A 23,815-nucleotide genomic window follows, 5' to 3' on the forward strand; every position below is an offset into this window, starting at 1 on the left:
CACATATAGTGATCAAGCATGAGTAAAGATGATATCCAAAAGGCATCAGAAAACCTGCGAAAAGCGGTTCCTCTGATGATCAAAAACCAGGTACCAACGACACCAACCAACTACGCCCTTTGGTATACGTACGTTGACAACAGCTTGCCGGAACTCAATAAAGAAATGGACAAAGTGGTTTCTGACTGTGGGTTGTGCCCGCCAGCGACTGGAGAAGCGCTGTACAGAAACTATGTGGCCAGCAAACAGGAAACTGACGTTCAGCAACTCCGTACCAGCTTAGAAAAGCTGATAACGGAAGTGTCCCACTCTATGAACGACACTCTGGCGAATACCAGCACATTTCAACAGCAGATGGACAAAAGCTTCGACAGCCTTTCGCGTGTTGAAGATGAAGGTTTGTCTTTTGAAGAAGTGATGGGATTGGTGAGAAACCTGATTACCGAATCCAAAGATATTCGTACTACCACCCAGTTCCTGAATAGCCAGCTGAATGTGGCCAGTCAGGAAATCGAAGAGTTGAAATCTCAACTGGCAGAATTCCAGAAAGATGCCTTGTACGATGGCTTAACCAACCTTTTGAATCGTCGAGCATTTGATAAAGATTTAGCGACGTTTTGTCGCAATGAAAGCGCATTTAGCTTGATTATTATGGACATAGACCACTTTAAATCGTTTAACGACCAGTACGGACACATTTTCGGGGATGCCGTCATCCGTTCTATTGCCAAGCGACTAAGTGGTGCCTGCCGCGAGGGAATTACAGCTTATCGCTATGGTGGTGAAGAATTTGCAATGATAGTGCCAGACAAGCAATTGCGCTTAGCGATCCGTTTTGCTGAATCTGTACGCACTGGTTTTGAAAAAATCAGCGTAAAAGACAAGCGCAGTGGCAAGCAAGTCGACAGTATTACGTCTTCGTTTGGCGTGGCAGAATATCAGCCAGGTGAGTCACCTGATGGTTTAATTGAACGAGCTGACACCCAGCTTTACGAAGCCAAGCGACTGGGTCGAAACCGAGTTATGCCCATTCCAAAATAGTAAAATTAAATGTACTCACGTAAACACCCGCATACATGCGGGTGTTTTTGTTTTGGTTCAGTCTATTCATTCTAAAGCTTAAACATATCAAAAGTATGTCACTCAGATATTGAAAAGAAGAAAGTGATAAAAAATCTTGCTTGAGTGAAATTAATCGTTGAAGTTCGTATTTTTAACAGATAAGTTAAAGCTTAACCACTGCACCGTTCAGCAGTGCAAATAAGAAAAACAGGAAGATGTAGTATGTACCAAACCGACGACGTTCGAATTAATAAAGTCAAAGAACTGCTGCCCCCCGTAGCGGTGTTAGAGAAGTATCCGACCACAGAAGTTGCATCTTCAACCACTTTTGAAGCGCGCCAGGCGATTCACAACATTTTAGAAGATAAAGATGACAGACTTTTGGTGATCATTGGTCCTTGTTCTATCCACGATACAGAAGCAGCAATTGAGTATGGTCAGCGCCTGAAAGGGTTGCGTGAAGAGCTGAAAGACCGCCTTGAAATTGTGATGCGTGTTTACTTCGAAAAACCGCGTACAACCGTTGGCTGGAAAGGTCTGATTAACGACCCATACCTGAATGACACCTTTAAACTGAACGATGGACTTCGCATGGGGCGCAAGCTTTTGCTTGACCTGACAGACATGGGCATGCCAACTGCGAGCGAATTTCTGGATATGATTACGCCACAGTACGTTGCCGACTTAATCAGTTGGGGGGCTATTGGAGCGCGTACCACAGAATCGCAGGTTCACCGTGAGCTGTCTTCAGGGTTATCTTGTCCGGTCGGATTCAAAAACGGTACGGATGGCAACATCAAGATTGCTTCTGATGCGATTCGCAGTGCTAGCTCCTCGCACCATTTTCTATCCGTAACCAAGTACGGTCACTCGGCAATTGTAGAAACAGCGGGCAACCCAGATTGCCACATCATTTTGCGTGGCGGTAAAGAGCCAAACTACAGCGCTGAGCATGTCGCTCGAATTAAAGAAGAGCTTTCTGCTTCTGGTCTTCCACAAAAAGTGATGATCGATTTCAGCCACGCGAACAGCTCTAAGCAATACCAGCGCCAAATGAACGTTGCTGATGATGTGTGTGAACAGATCTCTGGCGGTGAGCAGGCAATCTTTGGTGTGATGATTGAATCGCACTTGGTTGAAGGTCGTCAGGATCTGGTGGATGGTAAAGCCGCCACTTACGGTCAGTCGATTACCGATGCCTGTATCGGTTGGGAAGATACAGAGAAGGTCCTACGCCAGCTTGCAGATGCAGTAGAAGCCCGCCGTAAGTAAAAACTCAAAGGAGACCAGCGTTAAGCTGGTCTTCTTATATGCTTACCTACAACCTTTTGAATCAACACCTTATATTCCTCAAACGACGTTACCCGCTTTGGTGTAACGTGATAAGTGTTCCCCACAATAACGGTTGGAACTGCTTTTACCTCTAATCGTTCAGCATCTAAAAGATATCCCGCCAGTTTATTTTCCGTTTCCTTAGCCTCAAAATGTGTTTTAAACAGGCTTGGTTTTATGTTCAATGATTTGGCGAAAAACTGTGTCATGGTTTTTACACATTTCGGTGCCTGTCGATTTTTGAGCGCTTCAAACATTTCTCGTGTGTATTGAAATTCGACACCGTTCTGCTGCGCAACTGCGAAGCTTTTGGCGTAAAGCAGATCCAACTCATCTTGAGGGTTAAAAAGAGGGATTTTGGTTAAACATACCTGGTCGGGTAGGTGTTGTGAAACCTGATAATAGACGGAGTCAAAGGCTGCACAGTGACCGCAGCGAAAGCTGAAGTACACTTTAACAGTATTATCGACCATGATTTGCTGTGGAACTACATCGTAATCTAATCCCTCTTTAAGTTCATACGCAGCAACAGAATTTGCTCCGCACAGGATGAGCAACGTAAGTAAAAGCGACTTCATTCTATTGTTCATACTTGATATCCACATCATAAAACAGATGAAGCAAGTATATTTTCTACTTTGATTTTATGTCAAATCTTATATGTTTGATGTTATTTAGTATGCTTCCGTGATGCCTCACTTTCAGCCTTGTGAAAACGTACTGAGGTTGCCTGGGTATGAGCGGGTGACTTTTCCCGCCGATTTTTCTTAATGAGTTATGTCACATTATCTGGAAAGATCTTGTATCAAAGTTAAAACCAGCGCACACAAAACAAGAATTCCTATTTATTGAAATAGTGATTAATAATAAAATGAAATAACGGTTTAAAAACGTTTTTATTATTTTTCTAAAAGGAAATGTATTTCAATGAAACGGATTTCAATTATCGGTGAATGTATGATTGAGCTAAATGGAGAACCCTTTGGCTCAATGTGGCAAACTTATGGCGGAGATACGCTAAACGCTGCCGTTTACCTGTGCCGAGAGCTTGAAAATTATCCAAATTCCGCTGATGTTCAGTATGTCACTGCTCTGGGGACCGACGCGTTGAGTCGGGGTATTGAATCTCGCTGGCAGGATGAGGGGATCAACACTCAATCTGTTCTAAAAGATGAAAAGCGTGTACCCGGTGCCTACCTTATACAGCTGGATCAGCAGGGCGAACGTACTTTCCTATACTGGCGAAGCGAATCCGCTGCCAGATACTTGCTGCAACACCCTGATTTTACAACGCTAAGAGCATCAACCTCTGGTTCAGACGTTGCCTTTTTGAGTGGCATTAGCCTGGCGATTTTGCCTGACGAAGACAAGGCGACATTGTATGAATGGTTGGGTGAATTGCGCCAGTCAGGAACTGAAATCGCGTTTGACAGCAACTTCCGCCCCGCGCTTTGGGAAGATATAGACAGCGTGAAAGAAGCGTATTTAAACGTCTATAAAAACACCGACATTGCACTGGTCACTTTTGATGATGAACAGGCATTGTGGGGAGACGTTTCACCACAGGACACCTTCTCTCGCTTAAACGAGTTGGGTGTCCGAATTGTCGTGATCAGGCTGGGTGAAGAAGGCTGTCTGGTACAGGATTTTTCTGCCAGCGACAGTTTTATTCCTGTACCTACCGAACCAGTTAAACATGTAGTAGATACGACGTCCGCAGGAGATTCCTTTAATGGGGCATTCTTCGCGGCCTACTTAAACAATCAGACATTGGATGAGTGCTGCAAACGGGGCAATCAGCTCGCAGGCAAGGTCATCCAACACAAAGGGGCGATAGTGCCCAAAAACATTTAAGGAGATATTGTGAGTAAGATAAGCGAGCAGCTAAAAGCACTGAAAGTTGTGCCCGTGATTGCACTCGATAAAGCAGAAGACATCATCGAGCTTGGAAAAGTGCTTGTAGAAAATGGCTTGCCAGTAGCCGAAATTACCTTTCGCTCAGATGCGGCGGTGGAAGCAATTCGGCTATTAAGAGAATCTCAGCCAGACATGCTGATTGGTGCCGGAACTGTGCTTAATGCGGAACAAGTGAAAGCGGCAAAAGAAGCGGGTGCTACCTTTATTGTGTCGCCGGGTCTGAACCCTAATACCGTAAAAGCGTGTCAGGCAGAAGGCATTGATATTGTCCCTGGTGTGAATAACCCAAGTGCTATTGAAGCTGCGCTGGAGCTGGGTCTGAAGACGTTGAAGTTTTTCCCTGCAGAAGCATCAGGCGGCATCAACATGGTGAAATCTTTGTTAGCGCCATACACGGATATCGAATTGATGCCTACAGGCGGTGTTAGCCCGAAAAACGTGAACGACTATTTAGCGATTCCAAGAGTCATCGCTTGTGGCGGTACATGGATGGTAGATAAAAAGCTGATCGAAGAAGGCAAATGGGACGAGCTGGCGAAGCTGACCCGTGAAGCGGTTGAGCTAGTCAATTAATAAGCCCAAAAATAACCTAAAATAAAGGGAAGATTTATCTTCCCTTTATTTTTATAAAGTATTAATCATTATTTAAAATAAACTCCGCGCATCGATAACCGATCATCATTGCTGGCGCATTTGTATTTCCCGCGTTTATATTTGGCATCGCAGATAAATCGCATACTCTTAATTTTTCAACGCCTCGAACACATAATTTCGCATCCAGTACGGCAAGTGGATCGTCATCTGCTCCCATTTTGCATGTGCCGCTCGGATGATAATTGGTTTTTACGGTCTTCTGGCAGTGCAGCGCGATGGCTTCATCAGACAAATCGTTCGGGTCAGGGACGGCAACCTGTTTGATTCTCTGTGAAAGAGGACCCTCCTGGAACGCGCGCACAAAAAAACGTTGTGCGGCGATCATCTCATCCATGTCTTCCTTTTCACTCAGAAGGTTAGGGGATACCAGCGGCATATCCTCCGGATTGGACGAGGCTAATTTCACCCAGCCACGAGATTTGGGTTTGATCACCACGGTGGTGACAGTTAAACCGTAAGTATCGATATCGACGGTATCAAGAATATCGCGATCCAGATAAACCGCCGGAACACAAAATGCCTGAATGGTAGGGGTTTTCGTACGATAATTTGGATTTACAAAAGCCCCGGCTTCCACGCCGGCAGACAAAATAGGACCGGAACCAAACAGTTTGAACTGGATGCCGTTACGCATCATGCGCCAGCCTTTTCCCTGTCTTGCGTACCCATACGGTCCATTGGCGATGCCGACCACTGGCACTTCCGGATGGTCGATCAAGTTTTTGCCTACGCCGGGCAGGTCTGCTTTGCACTCAATCCCGTGGGTTTCCAGCTCTTCCTTTTCTCCGACTCCGGATAGCATCAGCAATTTAGGCGTAATCAAAGAACCTGCCGACAAGATAATTTCTTCGTTTACATGGGTCTCTATGCTTTGACCTGCGGCATTTTTGAAGAGCACCGATTTGGCGACTCCTTCTTCAATCACTACTTTTTCGACTTTGGCATTCAATACCACGGTCAGGTTAGCGAGCTTTTGTAGTGGTTCAATATAGGCGTAAGCCGAACTGCTACGGCGTCCATCTCGGTTCATGAACTGATAGAACCCCGCACCGCGCTGAGATTCACCGTTGAAATCGTGATTATAGGGTTCCCCAATTTCCTGCATACTTTGCACAAACCAGCGTGACATAGGTGTGATATAGCCTGGGTCTGACACCAAAAGCGGGCCTTCTGCCCCGTGGTAGTCATCGTTAAGGCGGTTATTGCCTTCCATGGTTTTAAAAATTGGCAGTATGTCTTCCCAGCTCCAACTGGCTTTATTCTGATTGTTTTTCAGAATCTCATCCCATTCGTCGTAGTCGGCAGGTCGCCCGCGCATATACACCTGAGCATTCACCGATGATCCACCTCCCAGCACATTACCCTGTGGGATGTCGTGTACCCGACCGCCCAAATGATCCTGGGGTGTCGTGTGATGATAAGACATGAACTTACTGCCGTTGATCATCTTGAATATGCCCGGCGGCATATCGAGCAACGTATGATGATGGGAGTGCCCTGCTTCAAGCAACAACACTTTAGCGTTGCTTTCTTTTGCCAGTCTGGCTGCAACCACACAGCCTGCTGCGCCGCCACCCACTATGATGTAATCGTATGTTGAATCCATTCGCCGTACTCCAATAAACCAGCTACGTTATTGCCAGTTCACGTAAGACGTCTGCTTACGATAGTAGTTGTCCAGACCAAAGACGCCATCTTCGCCTCCCAGACCAGACAGCCCCCAGCCAGTATGAAAACCCTGAACCAGTTCGCCGCAGGTTCGGTTGATGTAAAGTTCTCCGAACTGGAATTCATTGTGGGCGTTCATAATGCGTTTGAAATTCTGGGTATAGAGATAGGCAGAAAGCCCATAATCTGAAGCGTTAGCTTTCTCTATGGCTTCCTCATAACTGTCGACCTTGATGATTGGAAGCACGGGTCCAAAGATCTCCTCTTTAACCAGTACTGAATCGTTTTTTAACCCTGCGACCACCGTGGGTTGGATCCAATGCCCTTTTTCAAACTGAGTCGTTTCCGGTCTATTCCCACCAATTAACACTTCTGCCCCCTCTTGCTTGGCTCTACCGAGCTGATCAGCCACCTTCTCCAATTCTGGTTTGCTGACTTTAGGACCCATATCAGGGTTATTAACGGGGTTATCCAGTGTTAATCGGCGAGTCGCGGCGAGCATCTTTTTGACCACCTGATCATACACAGCAGCGTGGACGTACATTCGCTCATTACAGGTACAGATTTGACCACAATTGGTGAAGCGAGCGGTCATGGCACTTTCGACGGCGGCATCAATATCTGCATCGTCCATGACGATAAATGGGGCTTTACCACCGAGCTCCAGTCGCAGGACTTTGATGTCGTCTGCTCCCGCGCGATAAATTTCCCTCCCCGCACGCACACTGCCCGTCATGGTGACAAGCTGCGTATTCTTATTGGTGACTAGTGCCTCGCCCAGATCTCTGCCTCCTCCTAATACCAGATTGGCTACTCCGGCTGGGAAACCAGCTTGGTCGATAAGCTTAAACAGCTCGACTGTCGCCAACGGTGTGACTTCGTGAGGTTTTAAGACCACGGTATTCCCGGCAACCAGTGCAGGACCAAGCTTGCGTGCAGCCAAGGCCAAAGGGTAATTCCACGCCGTTAAGGCAACCACTACACCAAACGGTGCCCGGCGTATCCAGACTTCTTCATTCTCCATATCGGATGGGAAAATATGCCCTTCGGTTCTGCGGGCACTGGAAGCTGCATAGCTGAGAAAATTAGCAGAAGCGGCGACTTCGCCCATGGCCTGATTGAGTGGTTTACCTTGTTCTAACGTGATTACCATGGCGAGATGGTGCTGGTTTTCCATTACCAGCTTTGCCAAGTTGTCGATCAATTCTGCTCGCTTGACCGGAGGCAAGCGGCTCCAGGCTGATTGCGCGGTTTTGGCACTCTGAATGGCATAGGCTGCGGTATCACTATCACCCGACGGGATGGAAGCGATAACCAGCTCATTGGCTGGGTTTTCTACATCCATCCATTGATTTGCATGTTGAGTGGTCCATTCGCCATTTACGTACATCTTTGGCGTAGCAATGGCATTTAAAGTATCACTGACCGACTTCATAACCTCTCCTTGGTATGACCATAAATCTGATTTTATGGTGTTGATTCTCGGTTTTTGCAAGAAATATGACCTTTAATCTGTTTGATCCTACCAAGAAAAGACCAAAAAACAACCAAAATAAATGGTTTGGTGTCACAGTTTTATTGGTCAGATTTGGATGAGAAATTGGGATTCTAAATAGGGCATATACGATTAATTTTTATTTAAAACATAAGGTTATTTGTTTGTGGGAATTGACGGTTTTCAATGCTGGCTCAAATTACTCTGCCATAGCCCGGCAAATTTGGGGTATAAAATTGACTCAAAATTAGCTCTGGGTGTAGGCTTAGGGGAGTTTGGAGTAACCAAAATGACCTCGAGGTTTAGATAGTGTCGGTTTCGAAGAGATTAGAAGAGAAAGTCTTAAGCAACGCATTCAATGAAGGTGACCGTTTACCACCTGAAAGACAATTGATGGAAGAGTTTGGTGTTTCTCGCACCGCCATCCGAGAGGCGATTGCTGAGCTTGCCGGTAAAGGGTTACTGGAAACCAAACCGCGTCACCGTCCAATCATCCGCCGACAGAACTATGGAAATTCTATCGAGTCATTCCGAAACACTCTGGATAACCTGCTTACCGACGACGATGGTTTAAAAAGCTTGTATGAGAGTCGCGTTTTCTTTGAATCTGCTTTAGTCCGACACGCTGCCCTTAATGCCAAAAAAGTAGACATCGACAACTTGCGCCAAGCGCTGAATGCCAACAAAAATGCCATAGGTCATACCGAACAGTTCCATGCAACAGATATAGATTTTCACCGAGTGTTATATGGCATCCCGGGCAACCCAATTTATCCGATGATTCATAATACGTTCGTATCCTGGCTTACGGGAAACTGGCGTCGTCAGGAACGTGGAGCCGACATTAACCGCGTCATGTACGCAGGGCATGAAGCCATCTTCGAAGCCATTGTGGATAGGGATCCGGAAGGGGCAGAAAAAGCACTGGAGCGTCATCTGCAAATAGCATGGGACTATGTTCGCAGTGTGATGCTTCAAGAGTCTGCTTGATTTAGCTTCAGATTAGATTAGAGATGAGTAAATTTTAAGCACATCGCATTAGTATTTTTGATAAATAGGTGATTAGGTTTATATGTATTAGGTTCTCGTGTGTTTTTAATACGCGAGGATAAATATTATATGGACAAAGGCATACGACCGATAATTTTGAAGAAAGCTCATGGTAAAGGGAGTCAAAATTCTCACATAGATGAACAATCTCTCGACAAGACACTATTAAAAGTAGCGGCTAAAAATTCTAAAAAGCAGATTATGACCAGAGCGGCAGTAACAAAGAACATTGTTATTGTTGAGGAGGACTAATCTGTGGAAAATGAAGTCAAAATTTTTGCTTACAAGGCCTTCAAAGACTCTATTCCAGAAGAAGTTTATGATGCAGTTAAGAAGAAATTTAGAGATTACAAAAGTAAAGGTATCGTACCAAATGACTTTGGTCGAGATACAACTTTTGATTTTCCTGAACAGTTACGTCAGTCTGGATTGAAGCACATACATATCAAGGATAAAACTTCCAAGCGTTGGAACCTAAAAAAGTATGCTTTTGATAAAACAAGTAATACAGCACTGATTTACTGCAGTAACTACTTCAATCCAAATTATTATCTATTGATTGGCCTTATTGAAAACGCCCATCAAGTTTACAAAGAAGATCTTTTGTATTTGCTTGAGCTATCAGATATTGCTGATAGGTTTAGTAATCGTAATTTTTAGGAGTTTTTATGTCAGATTCACTTGATTGGAAATATGGAAAACCAGAAGTTGCTGGTATTTATTTCGTGGCAATCAAACTGGGTGAAGGCATTGGTCGCTATGATTTTTTGCTGTGGAGTGGCAGAGAATGGGAAACCGACCAAAAAGCGGAGATCATCGCTTTTGTCGATGCTGATGAAGTGAAAAGAGTGTTGAACCCTAAATGGCCTGAGAAAGTCGAGGGTGTATCGTACAATTCGACCATTTCTGACTCAGATGGCGAACTCTGGGAAGAAGCATAGTCAAAAAAGAAAAGGTGATTTCTGATAAGAAGTCACCTTTTTTATTATTATTTAAACCTGCAAATAAGGCTTGAGTTTTTCCCAGTCAAAGATCACCCCAGTGCCCGCGGTGTTGGGCGCAACGGCGAGGTGGTCTTCGACAACCAGTGGTCTCGTCGTGTATTGATCTATTGGGAAACTGTGCACTTCCAGCCAGCCAAACTGGCTTTGCGACGACACCAAGCTTACATGTAACTCCTGCATACCGTGCGAACACACCACAACATCATGTTCTTTTGCCAGTTTCGCCGCTCTCAGCCAGCCAGTGATCCCGCCGCAGTTAGACGCGTCGGGCTGAACATAGGAGAGTTTTGACTGTGCCATGGCATGCTCAAACTCATGAATAATGTGCAGGTTTTCACCCATAGCAACAGGTACACCTGTTTGCTCGAAGATAGCCGCATATCCGCTGTAATAATCTGGGATAATCGGCTCTTCAAACCAAGTAATGTCGTAGGGTTTGATTTGTTTCGCAAAGGCAATGGCGTTGTCTAGCGACAGGCTGTAATTGGCGTCGACCATAAATCGGACATCAGGACCAATTAACTCCCGAACGGCTTTGACTCGTGCCACGTCCTCCAACAAATCCGGTTTTCCTACCTTGATTTTTACGGCGTTAAACCCTTTTTCGAGATAACCACGAATGTTGTTCAGAAGCTTTTCCTTACTGAACAGCAAATCGATGCCACCGCAATAAGCCTGACAGCGGTCGCTGCTTCCTCCAGCCAGTTTCCAGAGAGGCTGATTTTCTCGTTTTCCTTTTAAATCCCACAGGGCGATGTCGGCGGCAGAAATTGCAAAGGATGCGATTCCTCCGCGACCTACATAATGAAGGTGCCACTGCATTTCGTCATAAAGCGAGTCGATCTCACGAGCATCACGCCCTACCAGAAAGGGCGTTAAGTCTTTATCCAACATAGAAAGAACAGCATGTCCGCCTACACCGCCTGTATAGGTGTAACCCGTGCCTTCACTGCCATCCTCTAAGGTGATGGTAGAGGTGATCAACTGAAAATGTGTATGAACTCCATGCATCGCGTCAGCCAGTGGTTCCGACAGCGGAACGTTGAACAGCTGGTTATGGACAGATGCGATTTTCATTTTTGCTCCTCGGTGTTTTTCCCTGACAAAACCCAGATTCCTTTCTGCAGGGAGACTTCTTTAATTACTTTATTTGTTTTGGTAAAACCAAAGTCACTATTGTTGAGTGGTATTTCAGACCAAAGTGTTCTTTTAGTCGCATGATAGGCACGTTAAGGCTATTTTTGCTTCGAAAAATTACATTTTGGTTCGATAATCGTGATTGAGATCTGTTTTTGGTTGGTTTTGGATCGTTGTAAATGCGTTTTTGTGACTTTTATCTCTTTTTATGGTTAGTCCAAACGTGTACTTTGTAACCAGTTGACACAAATTGATAACAACGGAGATGCCAGAACATGACGTTCGACTGTGATCACCAAACCACGTATTCCCGAGATGAGCTGCGTACGCGTATTGTTCATATCGGATGTGGTGCTTTCCACCGTGGGCATCAGGCGGTTTACAACGATATTTGTAATGACCTTGAACCTGAAGACCTTTGGGGGATCGCAGAAGTCAGCCTGAGAGGCAGTACCAGCATCGCGCAGGATTTACGCGATCAGGAGATGGCGTTTTGTGTGCTGGAGACCAGTGCTCATGGTAGTGAGACTCGTCTGATAAGAACGATCACTGGGGCAACAGATATTGCCCATGAAGGGTATGGCAGAGTTGAAGAGTGGTTCGCCCTACCTGATCTCAGCATTATCTCTCTTACCGTAACCGAGAAGGGGTACTGCGTTCATCCTTCAACAGGAGAGCTGAATCTGGATCATCCAGACATAACTCACGACTTGTTGAATCCACAGCAACCCAAGTCGGCAATCGGGCTGATTGCCAAAGCCATCGATACCCGTTACGACAGGTCTCTTTCAGGAGTGAGCGTTCTTTCCTGTGACAACATGCCCGAAAATGGCGACGTACTTAAAGCCGCGGTGATGGGATTTCTACTGAAAGTGAATCCGGACGTGGCTGACTGGGCCAAAAGTAACGTTAGCTTCCCATCTACCATGGTAGATCGCATTGTCCCAGCGATGACGGAGCATTCTCATCAGCAATTAAAAGCGTTAGTCGGTGCTGATGACAAATGTGGTGTGGTGGGTGAGTCTTTCAAGCAGTGGGTGATTGAAGACAACTTTGTCGCTGGGCGACCAAACTGGCAGCAGGCTGGCGCGAGTCTGGTGTCTGATGTAGTGCCTTATGAAGAGATGAAGCTTCGCCTGCTCAATGGCAGCCACACCTTCCTGGCTATTGTCGGTTCATTGATGGGGCTTCAGTCGGTCAGTCAGGCTGTGGTTCATCCCGAATTAAAACCCGCGTTACTTACCTTAATGCATACCCAGAAGTGCTCGCTTAACCCCAAGCTCAATATCGATATTGATACTTACATCAGCGCGCTGATTACCCGTTTTGAAAACCCCAATATCGAGCATCTGCTAAAGCAAATTGCCACGGACAGCAGCCAGAAAATTCCAGTACGAATTATCGCTCCGATGAAAACGTTGCGAGATTCGAATCAGAGCATAGAACCGCAGCTGTTTCTGCTGGCGGCGTGGGTGAAATTTGTCGAGCGCTATGCCGACGAAGGATTAGCAGATCCAAAGTCTGAAGTGCTGTCTGAGCTTATGTCTTCTCAAGGAGCAAACGAATCCGTTTGCCAAAGAGTTCTGGTGGCATCTGGTTTCTTCAAGCTGGATGACCCGACTTTTTCAGATTTGCTGCCTTTCATTGAGAGTTGGTATGACCAAATACAAGAAAGTAGCTTGAGCACAGTTCTGAACAGTTTAAGCCGCCAGTCTTTACACACTAAAGGAATGCAATGAAAACGTTAATTTGTAATGCCCCTCATGACATGGAATACATTGAGCGCGATAAGCCAACGTACCAGCCGAATGAGGCTCTTATCAAACTGAAAGCAGCGGGTATCTGCGGTACCGATATTCATGCTTACACCGGTAATCAACCCTTCTTTTCCTACCCGAGAGTTCTGGGACATGAGCTTTGTGGGGTAGTGGAGGAGTGTGGAGAAAGTTGCTCCGACATTCGAATTGGCGACCGCGTTTCTGTGATTCCATGCGTGGCTTGTGGCGACTGCGTGGCGTGCGCTGAAGGCAAAACCAACTGCTGCGAAAATGTCTCTCTTTACGGGGTTCATCAGGACGGTGGGTTCTGTGAATATCTGGCGGTTCTGGAAAGCAATCTGGTTAAGGTGAATTCTAATCTCTCCGATTCAACGGTCGCGTTAACCGAATGCTTCGCCATTGGTGCTCATGCTGTCCGTCGTGGTCAGGTTGCCGATGGCGAGAATGTTCTGGTGATTGGTGCCGGTCCTATAGGCATTGGAGCGGCGGCGATCGCTAAAGCGCGTGGTGCCAATGTTGTGGTCGCAGATGTGAACCCATCTCGACAGGCTCATGTGGAATCAACATTGAACGTCAAAGCCGTCAATCCACTTTCGGACTCATTTGAAGCAGATTTGAGAGCCCAGTTTTCCGGTGAATTAGCCGATACGTTAATGGATGCGACGGGCAACAAAGCCTCCATGACCAACGCGGTGAATTTCATCCGACATGGCGGAAAGATGGTCTTTATTGGCTTATACATTGGCGATTTGCAGATTGATGATCCGACTTTCCACAAAAAAGAGACCACACTGATTAGTAGCCGTAATGCGACAAGAGAAGATTTCGAAACGGTACTGGCATTTTTTGAAAGCGGCGCGCTTTCGGAAGACATGATGGTCAACCAAGAATTCGATTTCCATACCTTTGGTGAAGATTACGCCTCGGTGGTTGCGAGCAACCAGACTCTGATTAAAGGCGTAGTGAAATATTAAGCTTTAGGTTTAATACAAGGACGAAAGATGACAACAATAAAAGTAAGCCCAGATACCCTACACCAACTGGCACAACAAAGACTGGCTGAAGCGGGTCTGACAGAAAAAGAAGCCAGCCAGGTCGCCGATGTTTTAGTGCATGCTGACATTCGCGGCGTTCACTCTCATGGTGTGATGCGAGTTGAACACTATTGCAAACGCATTGCCGAGGGGGGCATGAATGTTCGCCCTCAATACAAAATTGAAGAGGTTTCCCCTTCTGTTGCGGTGCTGGATTCAGACGATGGTATGGGACATACCGCGCTGATTGAAGCCACTGAGCTGGCTATTTCGCTTGCTGGCGAAACAGGCATTGGTTTTGTACCGGTTAAAAACACCAGTCACTGTGGTGCGCTTTCCTACTTTGCTAAACAAGTCACTGACGCAGGCAAGATCTGCATCTGTATGACTCAAACGGATACCTGTGTAGCCCCTTATGGTGGTGCTAAGCCGTTCTTTGGCACCAACCCCATTGCTTTCGGTTTCCCGGTTGAAAATGGCGATCCGGTTATTGTCGATATGGCGACCAGCGCCACGGCTTACGGCAAATTGCTTCATGCAAAAGAAACGGGGAATGCCATCGGCTTAGGTCTGGCTATCGACGAAGATGGCAACGAAACCACTGATCCGCACAAAGCCAAAACACTGCTGCCCTTCGGTGGTCACAAAGGTTTCGGCATCGCACTTGCCATTGATGCGCTTACCGGTGTGTTAATGGGGGCTAACTACAGCAACCACATCGTGCGCATGTACGACGACTACGACAAGATGCGCAAGCTCGCGAGTCTGGTGATTGTGGTAGATCCTGCCAAGTTTGGTGGTCACTCTTTTGCGGGCATGATGGCAGCCATGGTACAGGAGCTTCACGAAGCCCCGACCGCACCCGGAGTGGATAAAGTACTCGCTCCTAACGAACCCCAAGTCGCGTATCAGAAGCAGTGCGAGCGAGAAGGCATACCTGTGCCCTCCGGCGTTTATGACTTCCTGAGTCAGGCTAAGTAAGCAGGGTGCATAACAATGGAATGGAGCCGTAAATTATTCCGTTTTAGTGTCGACTTACTGTCGGCTGCAACACTGGTTGCCATGGTGGGGCTGGTCTTTGCGAATGTCGTGCTGCGCTATGTCTTCGATTCCGGGCTTGCCTGGTCGGAAGAAGTATCCCGAATCGCATTTGTCTGGGTGGTGTTTCTTGGAATCGTGATTGCGTATCAGGAAAACGAGCATCTGGCAGTCGACATTGTGGTTTCTCGTCTGAAAGGAAAAACTGCCAAAGTGATGGGCGTGATTCGTACCATTATCTCCGTACTGGTATTGCTTGCCTGTGTCATTGGTGGCTACAAACTAATGCTGCTGACTCAGGGGCAGGGGCTGCCGTCAACGGGGTTACCTACAGGCATTATATACCTGGCTGGCGTCTTGTCCTGCTTAGCCTGCTGCGTGATTCTGCTGTTCTTCCGACGCCAAAATAAAGGGGAGGAAGAAGCATGATCTGGCTATTTCTTGTCTCTCTGTTTGGGTTGTTGTTCAGTGGTGTGCCTGTTGCGATTGCTCTTTTGGGTTCTGCTGCCGCACTGCTATTTGTGGTCGGGCTTTATGATCACCAAACCATGGCTGAATACTTCATCAATGGTGCCAACAACTTTGCCTTGATGGCGATCCCCTTCTTCATCCTAACCGGGGAAATCATGAAGCAGGGCGGGGTATCGCAGCGCATCGTGGACTTTGCGATTTCACTGGTCGGGCACATCAAAGGTGGTCTTGGCTATGTGGTGATCATCTCTGGTCTTATCTTTGCGGGTCTGTCGGGTTCTGCGGTTGCAGACACGGCGGCACTTGGCGCGATTCTGATCCCCATGATGATGTCGAAAGGGTATTCAGCGAAATCCGCGACCGGAATTGTGTGTGCAGTGGGGATTGTCGCGCTGGCGATTCCGCCTTCGATTCCGATGATCATTTTCGGGGTGATTGGTGGTGTGTCAATTACCAAGATGTTCATTGGCGGCGCGCCTGTCGGGATTTTAATGGCCATTGGTTTGTCTGCCATGTGGGCGTATCTCTACCGTGGCTCAGACAGCCTGGTGTTTGATCGCGAACCCTGGTCCGAACGTTGGAAAAAATTCAAAGATGCTTTCTGGGCATTGTTGCTACCCGTAATCATCATTGTGGGTTTACGTGGCGGTATCTTTACACCAACAGAGGCGGGGGTAATCGCTGCTATTTATGCTGCTTTGATTTCTCTTTTCTATCGAGAATTAAAGCTCAATAAGCTGTTGGATATCTTCCGCTCAACTGTAAAAACCACTGGCATTGTCATGTTCGTCGCTTCTGCGGCTATGGTGTCGGGTTACGCGATTACCGTTGCTCAGATTCCAGCGGAACTGATTCAACTGCTGAAGAGTATTTCAGATAACGGCACTGTTGTGCTTCTGACCATTATGTTGTTCTTGCTGGTGGTGGGTTGCGTGATGGATCTCGTGCCAGCCATCTTAATTTTTGCCCCTGTTTTGCTGCCTGTGGTGAAGTCCTTCGGGATTGATCCGGTGTATTTCGGGGTGCTTATGGTGATCAACCTGAGTATTGGTTTGATTACCCCACCGATTGGAACGGTGCTCTACGTGGGTTCAAGCATTTCCAAGATCAAAATGGGTGAACTGACCCGAGGGATATGGCCATTCCTTGCGGTTCACATTGCCATCTTGTTCCTGCTGGTGTTTGTCCCAGAAATAATAACTCTCCCTATCCAATGGATTGGTTGATAAGGAAATTATAATGAAACAACTGAAAACACTAATGATTTCACCTTTGTTGCTGGTAAGTGCTGTGTCGCATGCGGGGCTGTTTGGCTCCGACAAAACCATCAAGATTGGTCATTATTTTGCTGAATCTCATCCTCAGCATATAGCCCTCCAACAATTTGAAAAAGAAGTGGAAGAGAAAACCAATGGCGACATTGATGTGAAGATCTTCCCTAACGCTCAACTGGGTTCGGAAGAACAGCTTATCAACGGTATGCGAAATGGCACCATTGAAGTGGCGCTGTTTGGTTCACTGATGCAAAGCCTGGATCCGCGCCTTGGGTTTACCGAAACCCCTTTCCTTATCCGTAACTACGACCATGCCCGTAAAGTGCTGGATTCTGATGTGGGTACAGAAATCGCTGGTGTATTTGAAGAGTTTGGTGTGAAGCACCTGGCGTATTCGGTATCCGGTTTCCGTGTGATTTCTTCCAACAAGAAAATCGAGAAACCGGAAGACTACGGCGGCTTGCGTATGCGTGTGCCTAACGTTGCCATGTTCCTTGAAATGGCAGGGCTTCTTGGAGTGAACGGTCAGGCAATGGCGTTTACTGAGGTATTTACCGCGCTGGAACAGGGTGTGGTCGATGCTCAGGAAAACCCAATGAGTCTGATTAAAGCTCAGGGCTTCTACGAAGTGCAGAAGTACATCATTGAAACCAACCACATGTTTACCTCGCTTAACCTTGGTATCAACAAAGCGTTTTTCGAAGGTCTGACTGCCGAACAGCAGAAAGTGGTGACGGAAGCGGCAGCTAAGTACAGCACCAACTCCTGGCAGGCAGTGGTGAAAGACAACGACGCAACGAAAGCCTTCTTTGTTGAGCAGGGTGTGGAAGTGATCACCCCAAGTGACGAGCTGGTGAAGTGGAATCAGGATGCGATGAAACCTCTGTATCAGAACATGTTTAAGCGTCATCCATGGGCTGAGGACATGACTAATCGCGTTCGCGCTCAATAGACCTTTTGTATTCAGAAAAACTGGTATTCCGAGATAAGTAATTTGTACCCCGAGGATTGGGATAGCGGAGCCTGAACTGGCTCCGCGAAATGGCAAGGAGAATGGAATGAACGCCGTTGTACGAACTGTAATGGAAAAGAACATCATATTTGTCACTATCGCGTGTTGCATTGTGTTTTACCTGATCAGCCCGCGGTTTATGAGCATCGACAACATGTCGGCAATTTCCCGGCAGATTGTGCCGATTGGGCTGATTGCATTAGGGCAATTCTTTGTCGTTGTTTCAGGCAATATCGATTTGTCTTTAGGTATGGGATCCGTCCTGTTTTCCATTGTCTTAGGAGTGCTTTTTGGATTAACGGGTGGCGTGGAATGGGGCATTGTGGCGGTGGTCGTATGCTCTGTGGCGATGGGATTGGCAAATGGGTTGTTAGTGTCTCGTCTTAAATTGCCAGCTTTCATCGTTACCCTGTCTACCCTCTTTATCGCGACAGGTTTGTCGGGATTAATCATTCCCAAAGGTCAGATGATCTTTTTGGTAGGCGACTTCTTCCGCTTTGTAGGGGCGGAGAAGTTCGCCGGTTTTTATATCTCTTTCCTGTTTCTTGTATTGCTGTATGCCCTGGCTTACGTGGTTTACAACCACACCCGCATTGGCGCGTACATCATTGCCATTGGTAATAACGAAGAAAACGCCAAGCTTTCCGGCATCAATGTGGATGCGGTCAAAGTGGGCGTGTTTACCTTTGCTGGTCTGTGCAGCGGCTTCGCTGGACTGGTGTTGTCGACCCGAATGGGGTTTGTGCAACCGGGACTGGACGGCAACGGAATTTTAATGGATGGCATTGCTGCCATCATCATCGGAGGCACCCTTATTCTGGGGGGCAAAGGCACCATAGGCGGCGCTTTCTGGGGCGTGCTTTTTATCGGTGTCATCAACAACAGTTTAAATCTTTTGAACGTGGAAGACGTCTGGCATTTGGTGTTTAAAGGCTCGGTGATCATTGCCGCCTTAGCACTGAACTGGCTGCTTTGGCAGTCACGTCAATCCACAAGTTACTGAGTGTATTACTCATCAGGAGCCCAAAGTTGCATCAATATCAACATCATTGATACCCGGAAAGGGCGCAGTGTGACCCTTTCCAGATCCGTCAGGCGACCTCTATTACAGGCTAAGCCAATCTCGCCGGCAGATCGCTAACGACAATAAGGAGATTGTCATGCTCAACACTGTGAAGAAGATTAAACGTGTGGCAATGGCTGCACTGGTGTCGCTAGGATTGGCTTCGCCAACTCTGGCCGACGAAGGTTTGGACATTGTATTCATCAATGACGGTCACGTCGCACCGTATCACGTAGCGTGGCTGTCTGGGTTTGAAGACGCCATTAAGGCATATGACAAAGAGTTCGGAAACGTTTCTGGTCGCTGGCTAAGCGCAGAAGGCAGCCTGGAAAAAATGCTGCTTCAGGTGGAAACTACGATCAACGAAAAGCCGGATGTAATGTTTGTCAACGCCATCAACGTAGACGCCTTTGAACCTTTGGTGAAGAAGGCACAGGATACCGGTATTACCTGGGTTGCGGTTCATAGCCCGATGGAATCTGCAGACTACAGCTTTACGCTGGGTGATGTGACCAATGGCTACAATCAGGGTCGCGCACTTGGTGCATTGCTGGAAGGCGACGTGACGGTTGCGATCATGCTTGGACAGGCGGGTAATCCTTCAGGCGAAGCGCGCCGTGAAGGCATTCTCAAAGGATTGAGTCACTACCCGAATGTTAAGGTGGTTGCCGAGCAGCCTGCCGACTGGGATACCATCAAAGCGCAGAGCATTGCCGAAAACTGGTACACCAAGTTCCCTAAACTGGATGCGATCTCCGTAGTGACGGACGGCTATCTGTATCCCTCTCTTGCCATCGCCCAAAACCGAGGTATCGACAACATTACCTTCTGGGGTTACGACGGCGACATTCCTATTCTCCAGCAAATGAAGGCGAACAATTCTCCTGTGAAAGCGGACATTCTTTTGAGTGGTACACGCGAAGGGTGGAACTTCGTCCAAATGGCGTATCGCATCCATAAGGGTGAGACAGTCGACAAGGTATACGACTTCTACACGCCTTTGGTGATGACCAAGGAGAACCACGACAAAGCACTGAAAAACGGCTTCCCCAAAGACATTGTGGTGTATGACGTAGACAAGGCGCTGGAAGTGGCTCAGTACGGCTATCTGGAGTTTGGTCCTGACTCAGTGAAATAAGCTGGGTGGCTGTCAGCGTGCGCTGGCAGCCTGGATCAAACGATTGAATTAGGTGATGAAGGATGGACAGAACGGTAACGAAAATGGGCACCGAATCAGCAACAGCCAACACCAAGCCAACAAACAGCAATGGGAATGCGTTTCGAACCCGTTATATGTTGCTGATTGGGCTAATTGTGATTACAGCGGTTGGCTTCAGTATTGCGAACGAAAACTTTTATTCTCTGGCGAACATAGGGATCCTTCTCAGAAGCATCGCCGTGCTTTTCCTGCTCAGTATGGCAATGACTTACATTATGTTGACCGCAGGCATCGACTTATCGGTGGGCTCTAACGTCGCCTTTTCTGGAGGGGTTGGGGTAATCGTCCTGACTACCACAGGCATTCCGGTTCTGGGTTTTGCTGCTGCGTTGGTGGCAGGGGTTGCGATCGGTTTTATCAACGGATTCTTTGTCGGAAAACTCAAACTCAGCGCCTTTATGATCACGCTCGCTACCATGGCACTGGCGCGGGGGCTGGCACTGGTCATTTATGATGCCGACTCCATCGATGTGACCGACCCTGTTTTTCTATGGCTTGGTGGGACGTCTTACGGCTCTTTCCCTGTGGTGATTGTTTTTGTTGCTTTGGTTTATCTCGTTCTGGCGACCCTGCTTTATCGCACCGCTTACGGGCGTGATGTTTACGCAGTTGGCAGTAATGAAGACACCGCGTACGTCAACGGACGCAGACCTCAGCGCACCATTATGTTGGTGTACATGCTGGCGGGGTTAATGGCAGGGTTGGCAGCGATTGTGACAGTCGGGCGTGTCTCGTCTGGTCAGCCATGGGCAGGGTTATACCTTGAATTCGACGCCATTACCGCGGTGGTTCTGGGCGGAACCAGCCTGTTTGGTGGAAGAGGGCGCTTATTCGGCACCATTTTAGGGGTCTTGCTGTACGGCATCATAGTTAATGGTCTGATTCTGACCAACACCAATCCGTATCTTCAGAGTGTTATCAAGGGCTCGATTCTGCTAGGCGTTGTACTGATCGACACCTTGAGTCAACGTCGCCATAACGCTAACGGATAAAGGAGTGCTCAGAATGAAAAGCGAAAAACGGCTTGAAATGAACAACATCTGCAAGCGCTTCTTCGAAACCAAAGCGTTGGATGCGGTGGATTTTACCTGCCAGTCCGGCGAGGTGCATGCGCTGGTGGGGTTAAATGGTGCAGGTAAATCGACCCTGACTAAGGTATTAGGGGGCGTATATTCTGCCGATGAAGGGGAAATATTACTCAATGGTTCTCCGATTCAGATCGATAAACCTTCCGATGCTAACGACCATGGCATTAGCACCATTCACCAAGAATATTCCCTGATCAATGAACTGACGGTGTTTGGCAACATATTTTTAGGGCGAGAAATACACTATTCGGGCACGCCTTTTCTGAATAAAAAAGAAATGATTCGACGAGTGCAGGAACAGTTGGATCTCTTTGGTTTAAGCATCGACCCAGCCGCTCCGGTTCACACCCTGAATTCGGGTGAAAAGCAGATTGTGGAAATCATCCGTTCCATCATGACCGACAGCTGGTTGATCGTGATGGACGAACCGACTTCCGCCCTTTCTGAAGAAGACAAACTCAAGCTATTTGAGTTTGTAGAAAAAATGACGCAGCAGAACATCAGCATCATCTATATCTCTCACCATATGCCGGAAATCTTCGGTATTGCGGATCGGGTAACAGTGATGCGCGATGGCAAAATTGTGCTCAGCGACAAAGTCTCGGATACCTCAGAAAATGACGTGATTCGAGCTATGACAGGTGACGATCTGGATGACTTTGTGAAACCTGAAAAGCAGGTGAGCGAAGAGGTTCTGCTTTCACTCAGAAGCCTTTCCAAACCGGGTGATTTCGAAAACATTTCATTCGATATTCGCTGCGGTGAAATTGTGGTGATGACAGGGCTGAGGGGCTGCGGCGCACCTGAAATTGCTAAAGCGATATTCGGTTTAGACAAGCATTACACCGGAAACGTGGTGTATGAAGGGACAACCTTAAAGCCGGGTCAGGGTCCCGATTCTGCAGTCAATATGGGTATGGGGTTTGTGTCGGAAAACCGCGACAAAAACGGCATTCTTCCTTCGCTTTCGGTCGAAAGTAATATCGTGCTGCCCTTCATTCACAAACGAACCAAAGGTGGGTTGATTCAGCAAAGCGATGTGCAGGAAGTGGTGGCAAACGCCATCAGAGAAACCAGCACCAAAACGGAATCTCCCGAACAGGAAATCCGTTTTCTCAGTGGCGGTAACAAGCAGAAAATCTGTTTCTCCCGCTGGCTGGACAAAGATCTGAAACTGCTGATTTTGCTAGAACCCACTCGGGGCATCGATGTACATGCCAAAGCCGATATCTACCGAATCATCGAAGAGCTTGCCAGTCGGGGAGTCGCGGTGCTGGTGCTGTCTTATGAAATTGATGAAGTGATCATGCTGGCAGATCGGGTGCTGACCATGTACGAAGGCAAAATTGTTGCCGATTACGGTCTGCAGGATATGGATAAAGAGCAGATGTTGGCAGATATGGCGGGCGTAAAGTCTGCCAGCTAACGCAAATTTTCGCATAACGAACTGAGAGGCGAAACGTCGCTCAACTCGGAGGATGTGATGACAAAACGAACAAAAGAAGTAGTGGACGAGCATGGGCAAGTCCGCGACAGAAGAGGGGAGTGGCGTTCAGGTAACCCCGTGTTTGAGGAGCCAGTGTTTGTCTGGCCGCCAAAGCCAAAAGCTTTCCTGAAGTGGTTTTTTGGAATGCCGGGGTACCTGTTTCCGTGGAATTTGGGTTACCTCATCATGACCGTGATTGTGATGATGTATTTCACTCCGGAACTTAGCCGAATGGAGACATTTGCAACGGATTGGGTGGTGGAAATCCTGTTACGTAATATTGTCTTGCTGTTTATTGTGGCTGGGTCGCTGCACCTCTGGCTCTATAGCTACAAAAAGCAGGGCAGGAAATTTAAATACAACGGTCGATGGATGGCGAAGAACGACTCTCTGTTTCTATTCAAGGATCAGGTTTTCGACAACATGTTCTGGAGCATTGTGTCTGGCTGCACCATCTGGACCGCTTATGAAGTCGTGCTCTGGTGGATGTACGCCAACAGCCTGCTGCCTTATATCGACTTCCAGTCAAACCCGGTCTGGTTTGTGTTGTGGCTGGTGTTGATGCCAGTCTGGCGACTGTTCCATTTCTACTGGATTCATCGTCTGATCCATTGGGAGCCGCTTTACCAGCGCGTGCATTATCTGCATCACAAGAACGTGAATATCGGTCCCTGGTCGGGTATGGCGATGCACCCCGTCGAGCATGTTCTCTATTTCAGCTGCATGCTGATCCACCTTATTGTGCCGAGTCACCCATTCCACATGCTGTTCAATGGCATTCACACCGGCGTTACCCCAGCACAAGGGCATTCTGGGTTTGATGAAATTGTCCTGGGAGATGAAATGAGTGTGAAGAATGCGCAAATCATGCATTACATGCATCACCGCTATCACACAGTGAATTTTGGTGAAAGCATTATCCCGCTGGATAAGTGGTTTGGCAGCTTTCACAACGGCTCTCCGGAAGCTGAAGAAGCGTTTCGCCAGTCCAAGCGAAAAGCGCGTGAGTCCAATGAAAAATCAGCAACATGAG

The 23,815-nt window shown here is 47.4% G+C and carries 23 protein-coding genes; 19 read left to right on the plus strand and 4 right to left on the minus strand.

Annotation, left to right across the window (positions count from 1 at the left end):
- Window positions 1-18: 18 nt before the first annotated feature.
- Both RH89_RS16170 and aroG read left to right on the plus strand, forming a co-directional pair.
- On the plus strand, window positions 19-1,041 hold the full coding sequence (locus RH89_RS16170) for a GGDEF domain-containing protein (protein WP_004404226.1): 1,023 nt from the start codon (window positions 19-21) through the stop codon (window positions 1,039-1,041).
- Between the two features lie 243 nt (window positions 1,042-1,284).
- Entirely contained in the window at window positions 1,285-2,334 is a 1,050-nt protein-coding gene (gene aroG / locus RH89_RS16175; RefSeq protein ID WP_004404229.1) for a 3-deoxy-7-phosphoheptulonate synthase AroG, read from the plus strand.
- 20 nt (window positions 2,335-2,354) lie between these two features.
- On the opposite strand, the gene RH89_RS16180 is transcribed toward aroG, so the two are convergent.
- Window positions 2,355-2,984: a thioredoxin domain-containing protein gene (locus RH89_RS16180; RefSeq protein ID WP_004404232.1), complete on the minus strand. Its 630-nt coding sequence runs from the start codon at window positions 2,982-2,984 to the stop codon at window positions 2,355-2,357.
- Window positions 2,985-3,321: 337 nt separating this feature from the next.
- Here RH89_RS16180 and RH89_RS16185 point away from each other — a divergent pair, with 337 nt between their 5' ends.
- Both RH89_RS16185 and RH89_RS16190 read left to right on the plus strand, forming a co-directional pair.
- A complete protein-coding gene (locus RH89_RS16185) occupies window positions 3,322-4,248 on the plus strand; it encodes a sugar kinase (protein WP_004404235.1) in 927 nt (308 codons plus the stop codon).
- 9 nt (window positions 4,249-4,257) lie between these two features.
- Window positions 4,258-4,884: a bifunctional 4-hydroxy-2-oxoglutarate aldolase/2-dehydro-3-deoxy-phosphogluconate aldolase gene (locus tag RH89_RS16190; RefSeq protein ID WP_004404238.1), complete on the plus strand. Its 627-nt coding sequence runs from the start codon at window positions 4,258-4,260 to the stop codon at window positions 4,882-4,884.
- Window positions 4,885-4,945: 61 nt separating this feature from the next.
- Here RH89_RS16190 and RH89_RS16195 read toward each other — a convergent pair whose 3' ends face one another.
- Both RH89_RS16195 and aldA read right to left on the minus strand, forming a co-directional pair.
- Window positions 4,946-6,571: a GMC family oxidoreductase gene (locus RH89_RS16195; RefSeq protein ID WP_004404240.1), complete on the minus strand. Its 1,626-nt coding sequence runs from the start codon at window positions 6,569-6,571 to the stop codon at window positions 4,946-4,948.
- Window positions 6,572-6,598: 27 nt separating this feature from the next.
- The gene (gene aldA, locus RH89_RS16200) at window positions 6,599-8,068 is read right to left on the minus strand and encodes an aldehyde dehydrogenase (protein WP_004404242.1); all 1,470 of its coding nucleotides are present in this window, start codon (window positions 8,066-8,068) and stop codon (window positions 6,599-6,601) included.
- Between the two features lie 369 nt (window positions 8,069-8,437).
- Here aldA and RH89_RS16205 point away from each other — a divergent pair, with 369 nt between their 5' ends.
- The 4 genes from RH89_RS16205 to RH89_RS16220 all read left to right on the plus strand — a co-directional run bounded on the left by RH89_RS16205 (window position 8,438) and on the right by RH89_RS16220 (window position 10,119).
- A complete protein-coding gene (locus RH89_RS16205) occupies window positions 8,438-9,118 on the plus strand; it encodes an FCD domain-containing protein (protein WP_004404245.1) in 681 nt (226 codons plus the stop codon).
- Between the two features lie 129 nt (window positions 9,119-9,247).
- The gene (locus RH89_RS16210; RefSeq protein ID WP_004404247.1) at window positions 9,248-9,430 is read left to right on the plus strand and encodes a hypothetical protein; all 183 of its coding nucleotides are present in this window, start codon (window positions 9,248-9,250) and stop codon (window positions 9,428-9,430) included.
- 3 nt (window positions 9,431-9,433) lie between these two features.
- Complete coding sequence (locus RH89_RS16215) at window positions 9,434-9,838, plus strand: type II toxin-antitoxin system YafO family toxin (RefSeq protein ID WP_004404249.1); 405 nt, start codon at window positions 9,434-9,436, stop codon at window positions 9,836-9,838.
- A gap of 8 nt (window positions 9,839-9,846) precedes the next feature.
- Window positions 9,847-10,119 (plus strand): hypothetical protein, encoded by a 273-nt coding sequence (locus tag RH89_RS16220; protein ID WP_004404251.1) that lies wholly within the window; start codon window positions 9,847-9,849, stop codon window positions 10,117-10,119.
- A 51-nt stretch (window positions 10,120-10,170) separates the two neighbouring features.
- Here RH89_RS16220 and RH89_RS16225 read toward each other — a convergent pair whose 3' ends face one another.
- Complete coding sequence (locus RH89_RS16225; RefSeq protein WP_004404254.1) at window positions 10,171-11,259, minus strand: mandelate racemase/muconate lactonizing enzyme family protein; 1,089 nt, start codon at window positions 11,257-11,259, stop codon at window positions 10,171-10,173.
- Between the two features lie 335 nt (window positions 11,260-11,594).
- Here RH89_RS16225 and RH89_RS16230 point away from each other — a divergent pair, with 335 nt between their 5' ends.
- The 11 genes from RH89_RS16230 to RH89_RS16280 all read left to right on the plus strand — a co-directional run bounded on the left by RH89_RS16230 (window position 11,595) and on the right by RH89_RS16280 (window position 23,814).
- Window positions 11,595-13,058, plus strand: coding sequence for a mannitol dehydrogenase family protein (locus RH89_RS16230; RefSeq protein ID WP_004404255.1), 1,464 nt, complete (start codon window positions 11,595-11,597; stop codon window positions 13,056-13,058).
- Complete coding sequence (locus RH89_RS16235) at window positions 13,055-14,071, plus strand: zinc-binding alcohol dehydrogenase family protein (RefSeq protein WP_004404258.1); 1,017 nt, start codon at window positions 13,055-13,057, stop codon at window positions 14,069-14,071. Before RH89_RS16230 ends, RH89_RS16235 begins: the two co-directional genes overlap by 4 nt.
- A 27-nt stretch (window positions 14,072-14,098) precedes the next feature.
- Complete coding sequence (locus RH89_RS16240) at window positions 14,099-15,112, plus strand: Ldh family oxidoreductase (RefSeq protein WP_004404259.1); 1,014 nt, start codon at window positions 14,099-14,101, stop codon at window positions 15,110-15,112.
- 15 nt (window positions 15,113-15,127) lie between these two features.
- Window positions 15,128-15,598, plus strand: coding sequence for a TRAP transporter small permease (locus RH89_RS16245; protein ID WP_004404262.1), 471 nt, complete (start codon window positions 15,128-15,130; stop codon window positions 15,596-15,598).
- A complete protein-coding gene (locus RH89_RS16250) occupies window positions 15,595-16,866 on the plus strand; it encodes a TRAP transporter large permease (protein ID WP_004404266.1) in 1,272 nt (423 codons plus the stop codon). Before RH89_RS16245 ends, RH89_RS16250 begins: the two co-directional genes overlap by 4 nt.
- 13 nt (window positions 16,867-16,879) lie before the next feature.
- Window positions 16,880-17,866, plus strand: coding sequence for a TRAP transporter substrate-binding protein (locus RH89_RS16255; RefSeq protein ID WP_004404269.1), 987 nt, complete (start codon window positions 16,880-16,882; stop codon window positions 17,864-17,866).
- Between the two features lie 106 nt (window positions 17,867-17,972).
- Window positions 17,973-18,929: an ABC transporter permease gene (locus RH89_RS16260; protein WP_004404272.1), complete on the plus strand. Its 957-nt coding sequence runs from the start codon at window positions 17,973-17,975 to the stop codon at window positions 18,927-18,929.
- A gap of 157 nt (window positions 18,930-19,086) precedes the next feature.
- Window positions 19,087-20,127 carry a sugar ABC transporter substrate-binding protein gene (locus RH89_RS16265; RefSeq protein ID WP_004404275.1) on the plus strand — a complete coding sequence of 347 codons (1,041 nt, stop codon included), beginning with the start codon at window positions 19,087-19,089 and terminating at the stop codon, window positions 20,125-20,127.
- A gap of 62 nt (window positions 20,128-20,189) precedes the next feature.
- Window positions 20,190-21,200 carry an ABC transporter permease gene (locus tag RH89_RS16270; protein ID WP_004404278.1) on the plus strand — a complete coding sequence of 337 codons (1,011 nt, stop codon included), beginning with the start codon at window positions 20,190-20,192 and terminating at the stop codon, window positions 21,198-21,200.
- A 13-nt stretch (window positions 21,201-21,213) separates the two neighbouring features.
- Window positions 21,214-22,722, plus strand: coding sequence for a sugar ABC transporter ATP-binding protein (locus tag RH89_RS16275; RefSeq protein WP_004404281.1), 1,509 nt, complete (start codon window positions 21,214-21,216; stop codon window positions 22,720-22,722).
- Between the two features lie 57 nt (window positions 22,723-22,779).
- Complete coding sequence (locus RH89_RS16280) at window positions 22,780-23,814, plus strand: sterol desaturase family protein (protein ID WP_004404284.1); 1,035 nt, start codon at window positions 22,780-22,782, stop codon at window positions 23,812-23,814.
- The last annotated feature ends 1 nt before the right edge of the window (window position 23,815 follow it).

The organism is Vibrio nigripulchritudo ATCC 27043 (assembly GCF_000222685.1).
Lineage (GTDB): Bacteria > Pseudomonadota > Gammaproteobacteria > Enterobacterales > Vibrionaceae > Vibrio > Vibrio nigripulchritudo.

Bases quoted from the DNA above. Each gene is read 5' to 3' on its own strand.
- RH89_RS16270 (WP_004404278.1), top strand. From the start codon at position 20,190: ATGGACAGAACGGTAACGAAAATGGGCACCGAATCAGCAACAGCCAAC.
- RH89_RS16225 (WP_004404254.1), bottom strand. From the start codon at position 11,259: ATGAAAATCGCATCTGTCCATAACCAGCTGTTCAACGTTCCGCTGTCG.
- RH89_RS16210 (WP_004404247.1), top strand. From the start codon at position 9,248: ATGGACAAAGGCATACGACCGATAATTTTGAAGAAAGCTCATGGTAAA.
- aroG (WP_004404229.1), top strand. From the start codon at position 1,285: ATGTACCAAACCGACGACGTTCGAATTAATAAAGTCAAAGAACTGCTG.
- RH89_RS16265 (WP_004404275.1), top strand. From the start codon at position 19,087: ATGCTCAACACTGTGAAGAAGATTAAACGTGTGGCAATGGCTGCACTG.
- RH89_RS16245 (WP_004404262.1), top strand. From the start codon at position 15,128: ATGGAATGGAGCCGTAAATTATTCCGTTTTAGTGTCGACTTACTGTCG.
- RH89_RS16185 (WP_004404235.1), top strand. From the start codon at position 3,322: ATGAAACGGATTTCAATTATCGGTGAATGTATGATTGAGCTAAATGGA.
- RH89_RS16280 (WP_004404284.1), top strand. From the start codon at position 22,780: ATGACAAAACGAACAAAAGAAGTAGTGGACGAGCATGGGCAAGTCCGC.
- RH89_RS16235 (WP_004404258.1), top strand. From the start codon at position 13,055: ATGAAAACGTTAATTTGTAATGCCCCTCATGACATGGAATACATTGAG.
- RH89_RS16180 (WP_004404232.1), bottom strand. From the start codon at position 2,984: ATGAACAATAGAATGAAGTCGCTTTTACTTACGTTGCTCATCCTGTGC.
- RH89_RS16220 (WP_004404251.1), top strand. From the start codon at position 9,847: ATGTCAGATTCACTTGATTGGAAATATGGAAAACCAGAAGTTGCTGGT.
- RH89_RS16230 (WP_004404255.1), top strand. From the start codon at position 11,595: ATGACGTTCGACTGTGATCACCAAACCACGTATTCCCGAGATGAGCTG.
- RH89_RS16170 (WP_004404226.1), top strand. From the start codon at position 19: ATGAGTAAAGATGATATCCAAAAGGCATCAGAAAACCTGCGAAAAGCG.
- RH89_RS16260 (WP_004404272.1), top strand. From the start codon at position 17,973: ATGAACGCCGTTGTACGAACTGTAATGGAAAAGAACATCATATTTGTC.
- RH89_RS16195 (WP_004404240.1), bottom strand. From the start codon at position 6,571: ATGGATTCAACATACGATTACATCATAGTGGGTGGCGGCGCAGCAGGC.
- RH89_RS16275 (WP_004404281.1), top strand. From the start codon at position 21,214: ATGAAAAGCGAAAAACGGCTTGAAATGAACAACATCTGCAAGCGCTTC.
- RH89_RS16240 (WP_004404259.1), top strand. From the start codon at position 14,099: ATGACAACAATAAAAGTAAGCCCAGATACCCTACACCAACTGGCACAA.
- RH89_RS16255 (WP_004404269.1), top strand. From the start codon at position 16,880: ATGAAACAACTGAAAACACTAATGATTTCACCTTTGTTGCTGGTAAGT.
- RH89_RS16250 (WP_004404266.1), top strand. From the start codon at position 15,595: ATGATCTGGCTATTTCTTGTCTCTCTGTTTGGGTTGTTGTTCAGTGGT.
- aldA (WP_004404242.1), bottom strand. From the start codon at position 8,068: ATGAAGTCGGTCAGTGATACTTTAAATGCCATTGCTACGCCAAAGATG.